At 44.3% G+C, this 7,629-nt stretch carries 6 protein-coding genes; 4 read left to right on the top strand and 2 right to left on the bottom strand.

What is annotated here, in order from left to right; translation table 11 throughout:
- The coding region (gene uvrC / locus E0H88_RS15655; RefSeq protein ID WP_131275047.1) for an excinuclease ABC subunit UvrC at positions 1 to 1,302 on the bottom strand (1,302 nt) is incomplete at its 3' end.
- Positions 1,303 to 1,491: 189 nt separating this feature from the next.
- Between uvrC and E0H88_RS15650 the strand changes: the two genes are divergently transcribed.
- From E0H88_RS15650 to E0H88_RS15635, 4 genes are all read left to right on the top strand, one after another.
- Positions 1,492 to 2,541, top strand: a complete 1,050-nt coding sequence (locus E0H88_RS15650; RefSeq protein WP_131275045.1) for an AAA family ATPase — start codon at positions 1,492 to 1,494, stop codon at positions 2,539 to 2,541.
- A 490-nt stretch (positions 2,542 to 3,031) separates the two neighbouring features.
- Positions 3,032 to 5,185, top strand: coding sequence for a fatty acid oxidation complex subunit alpha FadB (gene fadB / locus E0H88_RS15645; protein WP_092821016.1), 2,154 nt, complete (start codon positions 3,032 to 3,034; stop codon positions 5,183 to 5,185).
- A 12-nt stretch (positions 5,186 to 5,197) separates the two neighbouring features.
- Positions 5,198 to 6,370 (top strand): acetyl-CoA C-acyltransferase FadA, encoded by a 1,173-nt coding sequence (fadA, locus tag E0H88_RS15640; RefSeq protein WP_131275043.1) that lies wholly within the window; start codon positions 5,198 to 5,200, stop codon positions 6,368 to 6,370.
- 250 nt (positions 6,371 to 6,620) lie between these two features.
- Entirely contained in the window at positions 6,621 to 7,478 is an 858-nt protein-coding gene (locus tag E0H88_RS15635) for a reverse transcriptase domain-containing protein (RefSeq protein WP_131275041.1), read from the top strand.
- Here E0H88_RS15635 and E0H88_RS15630 read toward each other — a convergent pair.
- A partial coding sequence (locus E0H88_RS15630) for an IS30 family transposase (protein ID WP_131275039.1) occupies positions 7,441 to 7,629 on the bottom strand: 189 nt, incomplete at its 5' end. The two genes, E0H88_RS15635 and E0H88_RS15630, sit on opposite strands and share 38 nt — an antisense overlap.

Raw genomic sequence — 7,629 nt, 5'->3', positions numbered from 1 at the left:
GCCGGTAATATCATCAATGGCAAACTGGCGGTAATCGCGTTTTCGTGCACCGCCCGAATCAAACACCACGCAAGAGGCAATGGTGGCTTCGCCCATGGTATGCGAGATATCGAAGCATTCAATCCGGTCGACGGGACGGCCGACCACCTGTTCCAGCTGATGAAAGCGTTCATTCAGTTCAAAATGATTGGCCAGCTGGCCTTTAATGGCATGCTGCACATTCATATTGGCCAGTTCCAGCCACTCGGCCCGGGTTTCGCGAACATTGTGCTTGATCTGCACCTTCTTGCCGAATTCCTGTTGCAACGCCTGTTCCAGCTCTTTGCGGTCCGCAAGCTCGACATTGACAATCAGCTCGGCTGGCACTTCATCGGCCACCTGAAAATAGAAGTTCGCCATGAAGTCCGAAAGCATTTGTCCCAGATCATCCCCCTGCATATCCGGGAAATAGCTTTTACCGCCCAGCATTTTGCCGTTGCGCACATGCATGATCTGCACGCAGGTCACCCCGGCATGATAGGCAATGGCCAATATATCAGCTTCCCCTTTGAGTTTATAAATTGCCTGATTGGCTTGCACATCACGCAATAAACCCATGCGATCACGATAAAACACGGCTTTTTCAAATTCGAGCTTTTCAGCGGCCTCTTCCATTTTCTGAATCAGTTCCTGATTCAGTTCTTTGGTATCGCCCTGTAAAAAGCGAATCGAATTTTTGACATCTTCCTGATAATCTTCAGGCGAGATCAGACCGACACAGGGCGCGCTACAGCGTTTAATCTGATACTGCAAACATGGACGCTTGCGTTGGGCAAAATAGCTGTTTTCACACTGCCGCACATTAAACAGTTTTTGCAGCACGACCAGAGTATCCCGCGCATTATAGGCACTCGGATAAGGCCCGAAGAACTTGCCGACCTGATGTTTGCCTTTGCCACGACCGGCAGCAATACGCGGATAAGGCTTGTCGCTGGAAACAAAAATATAGACATAGGATTTGTCGTCGCGCAGCATGATGTTGTACGGCGGACGATGCAGCTTGATCAGGTTTTGTTCCAGCAATAAAGCTTCGGTTTCCGAGCGAACTACCAGCGTTTCGATATCATAAATACGCGCCACCAAAGCCTGCGTTTTCGGATGTTCGATGGTTTTGACAAAGTAACTGGACACACGGTTTTTCAGATTTTTGGCCTTGCCGACATACAACAATTCGCCGTCCTGACCCAACATACGGTACACGCCCGGTAAAGTGGTCATATGGGCTAAAATCTTTTCAATATGTTCTCGTGCGTTTTCGTTCACATTCAGCCTGATTTAAATTGCATAAACTTTGCTACATGATGTGATGGTTTTCATGCCATTTTCAAGCGAATCGCCTGTTTTTATCGCGATCATACAAAGTTCCAGCAATCACCTGATTGCTAAAAGCTATAAGTAAATTGCGCTTATTTTGCTATGCTCAGGCCATCTGAACAATTTGGATCAAACTGAATGACGACTCCCAATCACGCCATGCATATCGTCAAACCTGTCACTGCAACGCATAGCACATCTGAAAAAGATAAACTGATTGGCAAGCCGCGTTTTCATTTTGAACCACTTGAAGTCATGCAGCTGTTGAAACAGCGCATTATTGGTCAGGATGCTGCCCTGCAAGAAATCGAAAAAATGCTGCATGTGGTCAAAGCCGATTTTTCCAGTCCTGAACGCCCTCTTTCCGTCACCTTAATGCTCGGCCCGACTGGTGTGGGTAAAACTGAAACCGTGCGTTTAATTGCCGAGGCGATTTATGGTCGCCCGGATGCCTTCTGTCGCATCGATATGAACACTCTGGCACAGGAACACTATGCGGCAGCCATTACCGGTGCACCTCCGGGCTATGTCGGCTCCAAAGAAGGTCATAGCCTGTTTGATGAAACTGCCATTGCAGGCAGCCATACCCGTCCGGGCATGGTGCTGTTTGATGAGCTGGAAAAAGCCTCAACTGAAGTGATTCGCGGTTTAATGAATGTTCTGGATACCGGAAAACTCACCCTCACTTCAGGCACCAAAACCATCGACTTTCGTAACTGCATGATCTTTATGACCAGCAATGTCGGAGCGCAAGCCGCGCAGCAATATCTGGATAAACTGAATTTCTTGCCGAAGAAAATGCAGGATTTGTGTCTGAAAAAATTGCCGACCCGGAGCATTATTGAAAAAGTCATGTACCGCAAGTTTGATCCCGAGTTTTTAAACCGGATTGACCGCACCCTGCATTATCAGGCGGTACAGGATGAGGCCCTGCCGAAACTGGTGGACATTGAACTGCAAAAGCTGAACCAGCGCCTGCAACATCAAAAGCGTGCTGTGGTTTTGACCGATGCCGCCAAAGCTCACTTTTATAAAGATCATGATATCCGTTTTGGCGCACGCCATTTGGCCCGCAGAATGCGCACCGAACTGGAACCGCTTCTGGCGCTGTATTTTTTAAATTATCCGGAAAAGGCTCAGCTCACGGTGAATTTTGCTGAAGGGCAATTGATCATTCAGCCCGAATAATCATTGTTATCATTACGCTTGCAGTCAAATGCCGGGCCAAGTATTTGACTGCACCTGTACCTCGCTTTGATAAACTTAAGTTTCCCTTCAAACCTGCCAAACCACGATCTTTAACTTAAAAATTTCAGTTTAAGGCTGCATTTGTAGAGCTGAAAATTTTGATGGATTGACTATTTTGACTAAAACAGAGGCATAAAAAGCTTGCAATCGTGACGCTGCACCCGATATAAACAAGCACGAAATTATTAAAAAACCTTAATCTAAACAAAAAGTTCATCACATTTTTAAGCGCTACATTAAAAATCAGGCTGCCCCCTACCCGGGTGTGTTGAAAAAAATTGATGACCCTAGCGTCACGGCTTGATACAACTTGTTATGTTCTTTTTGGATATAGTTATCGTAAGATTGGCGAAGCATAAATGTACGCTGGAATTGCGTACACGCTTCACAACATCAACTTAGAAGTCCTCCAAAATAAAGGAGATCAGGCATGATCCACGCTGGCAATGCCATTACCGTCCAAATGCTTTCGGACGGAATTGCAGAATTCCGCTTTGACTTACAAGGTGAGTCGGTCAACAAATTTAACCGTGCAACGCTTGAAGATTTTAAGGCTGCTATCGAAGCTGTAAAAGCAGATAGCGCCATTAAAGGTTTGATCGTTACCTCAGGTAAATCAACATTTATCGTTGGTGCTGACATCACTGAATTCGGTGACAACTTCGCACAAGGCGAAAAAGCGATTGTGGATTGGGCATTGCCTGTTCACGACATCTTCAATGCATTTGAAGATTTAGAGATTCCTAAAGTTGCTGCAATCAATGGTATGGCATTGGGCGGCGGCTTTGAAATGTGCCTGGTGTGTGACTACCGCGTGATGTCAGAAGCTGCTCAAGTCGGCCTGCCTGAAATCAAACTCGGCATTTTCCCGGGCTTCGGCGGTACGGTTCGTTTAAGCCGTGTCATCGGTATCGACAATGCGGTTGAATGGATGGCGATGGCTAATCCGAAAAAACCTGCTGCTGCGCTGAAAGACGGTGCTGTTGATGCAGTGGTTGCTGCGGACAAACTGCAAGACGCTGCAATTGACCTGGTGAAACAGGCCATTGCTGGCCGTTTGGACTGGAAAGCAAAACGTCAGGAAAAACTGGACCCTGTTAAGTTGAATATGCTTGAACAAATGATGGCATTCAACACAGCAAAAGGTGCAGTGCTTGCGAAAGCAAACCCGGCTCAATACCCGGCGCCAAAACTTCTTCTCGATTCATTACAGGCAGGTGCAAGCCTTCCACGTAACGAAGCATTAAAAGTAGAAGCTGAAGGCTTTGCAAAAGCTGCGATTACGCCACAAGCGGGCGCGTTGATCGGTTTATTCATCAACGACCAGATCGTGAAGAAAACTTCCAAGAAATATGAAAAAGGTGCGCACCCTGTCAACCAGGCAGCCGTTCTAGGCGCGGGTATCATGGGTGGTGGTATTGCTTACCAGGCGGCAAGCAAAGGCACACCAATCATCATGAAAGACATTGGCAACCCACAACTTGCTTTGGGTATGAAAGAAGCCAATGGTCTTTTAACGAAACAAGTTGAACGCAAGAAAATGAAACCTGCGCAAATGGGTGAAACGCTTGCGCGCATCCGTCCAACTTTAAGCTATGACGAATTCAAAGAAGTCGACATCGTGATTGAAGCTGTGACTGAAAACCCTAAAGTCAAAGGCATCGTTCTGAAAGAAACTGAAGCAAAAGTTCGTGAAAACACGATTATTGCTTCTAACACGTCTACAATTTCAATCACACGTCTGGCTGAAAACCTGGAACGTCCTGAAAACTTCGTGGGTATGCACTTCTTTAACCCGGTACACATGATGCCATTGGTCGAAGTGATCCGTGGTGAAAAGACATCTGCTGAAGCGATTGCAACCACTGTTGTTCTTGCTCAGAAAATGGGTAAAACACCAATCGTGGTGAATGACTGCCCAGGCTTCCTTGTGAACCGTGTATTGTTCCCTTACTTCGGTGCATTTGACCTGTTACTTAAAGACGGTGCGGACTTCCAGCAAATCGACAAAGTGATGGAACGCTTCGGCTGGCCGATGGGTCCTGCTTACCTGATGGACGTTGTCGGTATCGACACTGGCGTTCACGGTGCAGAAGTGATGGCGGAAGGTTTCCCTGACCGTATGAAGCCGGACTTCAAAGGTTCAATCCAGACCATGTATGAAGCAAAACGTTTGGGTCAAAAGAACGATGTTGGTTTCTACAAGTACGAACTGGACAAAAAAGGCAAGAAAGCCAAAGTGGTTGATCCAACTGCGTACGAACTTGTGGCATCTGTTGCAACTGCGGAAAAACGTGAGTTTGATGCTCAGGAAATCATTGACCGTATGATGCTGGCTTTCTGTAACGAAACGGTTCGTTGCCTGGAAGACAACATTGTTGCAACGCCGTCTGAAGCAGATATGGCGATGATTATGGGTGTAGGTTTCCCTCCATTCCGCGGTGGTCCATGCCGTTACATCGACCAAACTGGTGTTGCTGAATACGTTGCACTTTGCGACAAATACGCTCACTTAGGTAAGGCTTATGAAGCGCCACAAATGTTGCGTGACATGGCTGCTAACAACAAAAAATTCTACGGTTAAGGAGCAACGTGAATGGCTACTTTAAATCCGCGTGACGTTGTCATCGTTGATGGCGTACGTTCAGCAATGGGTAAAACCAAAAACGGTATGTTCCGCAATGTACGTGCTGACAGCTTGTCTGCTGAATTGGTTCGCGCTTTGGTTGCTCGTAACCAGTTTGATGTCAACGAAGTTGAAGATGTGATCTGGGGCTGTGTAAACCAGACGCTTGAACAAGGCATGAACATTGGCCGTAACATCGCGTTACTGGCCGATCTTCCGAAGACTGTTGCAGGTCAAACCGTTAACCGTCTGTGTGGTTCTTCTATGCAGGCCATCCACACCGCGGCTGCACAAATTGCTACTAACCAAGGTGATATCTTCATCATTGGTGGTGTTGAGCACATGGGCCACGTGGGCATGATGCACGGTATCGACATTAACCCTGAAGCATCTAAACACTATGCAAAAGCGTCTAACATGATGGGCTTAACCGCTGAAATGTTGGGTCGCATGAACGGCATTACTCGTGAAGAACAGGATGCGTTTGGTGTGGAATCTCACCGCCGCGCTTGGGCTGCAACTCAGGAAGGCCGTTTCAAAAACGAAATTGTGGGAATTGAAGGTCATGACCAAAATGGCTTCAAAATCCTGTGCGACATCGACGAAGTGATTCGTCCGGATGCCAACCTTGAAGCGTTTCAGGCGTTACGTCCAGTATTCGACCCGAAAGGCGGTACAGTAACTGCTGCGACATCTTCAGCTTTGTCTGACGGTGCTTCTGCTATGTTATTGATGTCTGCTGAACGTGCTCAAGCACTGGGTCTTAAGCCACGTGCTGTAATCCGCTCTATGGCGGTTGCTGGCTGTGATGCTGCAATCATGGGCTTTGGTCCTGTTCCTGCAACACAAAAAGCGCTTAAACGTGCTGGCTTGTCAATTGCTGACATCCAAACTTTTGAGTTAAACGAAGCGTTCGCTGCACAAGGTTTGTCGGTTCTTAAAGGCTTAGGCATTTATGACCAGCAAGACCGTGTGAACTTGAACGGTGGTGCAATTGCTTTGGGTCACCCATTGGGTTGTTCTGGTGCGCGTATCACGACTACATTGCTGAACGTGATGGAACAACAAGATACACAAATTGGTCTTGCGACTATGTGTATTGGTTTGGGTCAAGGTATCGCGACGATTATCGAACGTGTTTAAGATTTAAATACTTAGATCAAGAAAAATCCTCGCTTTATGCGAGGATTTTTTATATTATTTTCAATAAGCTATCTGTGAATAGATTCATGGATTGTGTTTCGCAATCTGATTTCTAAGGGTCAGGACATGAGCTAACTTATGTCTTCCTGAAATTTCTTTCGTATAAGAAGGATTTTAATAATTCCTTGAGGCTTTCTCTCTTTTGAGAATGCTTGATGGTTCGCCATAAGAGTTTTCACAGATAGCTTCTATGAGTTCAAATTTATTACTTTTACAAAATTGCAAAAATAGGCAAGATTTAGCAGATCTATTAGATATAGATTACAATCAATTTTGTTATATTTTATATGCTCAACCAATTTCTAAACACTATAATAAAGCATTAATTTATAAAAAGAATGGCAAACCTAGAGAAATTTTAGCTCCTGATAATCATTTAAAATATATACAACAACGGTTAGCCATTTTATTAGCTAAAATTTATGATGAGGTTAATTTTCGCTCTACTCAACTTTGTTATAGCTATCGTAAAGATTCAGAACAAAAATTTGGTTTTCATGAAAATGCTAAACTACATATTGGTTCCAAATTAGTTATAAATGTAGATTTAAAAGATTTTTTCACCAATATTACATTTAGTCGTATTGTTGGTTATTTTTCTAAAAATAAAAATCTAAAAACAAACTATGAAGTTGCCGTCACTATTGCCCAAATTGCATGTTACAAAGATCCAATCAGCAATAAATCATATCTTCCACAAGGAAGCCCATGCTCCCCTATAATTTCTAATTTCATAGGTACAATTTTAGATGATCGCTTATTCAAACTAGCAAATAGAAAAAAATTTACTTATTCACGCTACTCGGATGATTTAACTTTTTCATTTAATACAAATTCTTTCCCTAGTGATATTGTCACAAAAATTGAAAAAAACTGGGTTCTTTGCAAGACTATTAGAAATACAATTAATTTATGTCAATTTGAAATAAATGAAGAAAAAATAGTAATTAGAGATAAATATGAAAGACAACAAGTTACAGGCTTAACAGTTAATAAAAAAGCTGGCGGATTCAAGCGGCAAGTGCAACAGTATAAAAACCAGCCATAACTTCACTCGGTGTATGCCAACCTAGTGTTTTTCTAGGACGATGGTTGAGTGCAAATTCTATCTGCTCTATTTGTTCGTTTGACACGTCATCAAACGATGACGATTTTGGCAGATATTGCCGGATTAAACCATTCGTATTTTCATTTCTAGC

The sequence above is a fragment of the Acinetobacter sp. ANC 4216 genome (genome assembly GCF_004331195.1).
GTDB lineage: Bacteria > Pseudomonadota > Gammaproteobacteria > Pseudomonadales > Moraxellaceae > Acinetobacter > Acinetobacter kookii.
Note: the sequence above shows the minus strand (reverse complement) of the source record. Positions and strands in the feature narration are given on the sequence as shown.

Excerpts from the sequence above, each read along its gene's own strand:
- E0H88_RS15650 (WP_131275045.1), top strand. The coding sequence starts at position 1,492 with ATGACGACTCCCAATCACGCCATGCATATCGTCAAACCTGTCACTGCA.
- fadB (WP_092821016.1), top strand. The coding sequence starts at position 3,032 with ATGATCCACGCTGGCAATGCCATTACCGTCCAAATGCTTTCGGACGGA.
- fadA (WP_131275043.1), top strand. The coding sequence starts at position 5,198 with ATGGCTACTTTAAATCCGCGTGACGTTGTCATCGTTGATGGCGTACGT.
- E0H88_RS15635 (WP_131275041.1), top strand. The coding sequence starts at position 6,621 with ATGAGTTCAAATTTATTACTTTTACAAAATTGCAAAAATAGGCAAGAT.